The following is a 1,347-nucleotide window of genomic DNA, read 5'->3' as shown; positions in this document are numbered from 1 at the left end:
CGGAACATGAAGAGCACGCTGGCGGCGACCAGCACCGCGATCGCCGCGTATTGCCAGGCAAGGGCCGCGCTCATGTCAGCGCCCGCGCGATCTGGTAGGTGACGAACGACGCGGCATACGCCATCACGAACATGTAGCTGAACGAGATCGCGACGTTGCGCCAGGAGCCCGTCTCGCGGCGAATCACCGCGAGCGTCGACATGCATTGCGGCGCGAACGCGAACCAGGCCAACAGCGACAACGCGCTGGCGACCGAGAAGTTGGCGGCGAGTGCGTGGCCGACGCTCGCGATGTCGGCGTCGCCGCCGCTCACCGCGTAGACCGTCGCGAGCGCCGCGACGGCGGTTTCGCGCGCGGCGAACGCGGGGATCAGCGACAGGCTGATCTGCCAGTTGAAGCCGAGCGGCGCGAACACGTACTGCAGGCCGCGCCCCAGGTAGCCGGCGAACGAATAGTCGATTGCGGGGCCGACCGCGCCGGGCGGCGGCGACGGGAACGTCGAGATGAACCACATCAGCACGGTCAGCGCGAGAATCACGCCGGTCAGCCGCTTCATGAAGATCGAGCCGCGCTCCCACAGGCCGATCGCCACGTCGCGCACGCGCGGCAGGCGATACGACGGCAGCTCCATCAGCAGCGCGTGCTCGCCCTGCGGGCCGCGCACCTTCTTCATGATCCAGCCCACCAGCATCGCGCCGCCGATGCCTGCCGCGTACAACACGAACAGCACGACGCCCTGCAGGTTGAAGACGCCCAGCACGCGCTGCGACGGGATGAATGCGCCGATCAGCAGCGCGTACACCGGCAGGCGCGCCGAACACGTCATCAGCGGCGCGACCAGGATGGTCGCCAGCCGGTCGCGCGGGTCGGTAATGCTGCGGGTGCCGAGCACGCCGGGAATCGCGCAAGCGAAGCTCGACAGCAGCGGAATGAACGAGCGGCCGGTGAGCCCGACCGACACCATCATCCGGTCGAGCAGGAACGCGGCACGCGGCAGGTAGCCCGACTCCTCCAGCACCAGGATGAACAGGAACAGCACCAGGATTTCCGGCAGAAAGCCGAGCACGGTGCCGAGGCCGCCGATCAGCCCGTCGGTGACGAGGCCGCGCAGCGGACCGTCCGGCAGGTGTGCGCCGGCCAGCGTGCCGAGCCAGCCGAAGCCGTCGCCGATCGCGTCGGTCATCGGCTTGCCGATCGAATACACGGCCTGGAACACCAGGAACATCACGGCCGCGAGAATCACGAGCCCGAGCACCGGATGCAGCGCCCAGCGGTCGATTCGATCGTCGCGTACGTCGGTGGCGCGCGGCATCACGACGGCGGCCGCGAGCAGCGCGCGCACGCGCG

Annotated in this window: 1 protein-coding gene; it reads right to left on the bottom strand. The window is 69.2% G+C overall.

The annotated features are described in order from the left end of the window. Positions 1–70: 70 nt before the first annotated feature. Positions 71–1,347, bottom strand: a 1,277-nt coding sequence (locus JYJ84_RS36800; RefSeq protein WP_205190311.1) for a ferrous iron transporter B, incomplete at its 5' end; no start/stop codon positions are given.

Origin of the sequence: Burkholderia sp. LMG 13014, assembly GCF_905232215.1 — a bacterium.
Classification (GTDB): Bacteria; Pseudomonadota; Gammaproteobacteria; order Burkholderiales; family Burkholderiaceae; genus Burkholderia.
The sequence above is the reverse complement of the archived record's forward strand: the minus strand, read 5'-3'. Positions and strand labels throughout refer to the sequence as shown.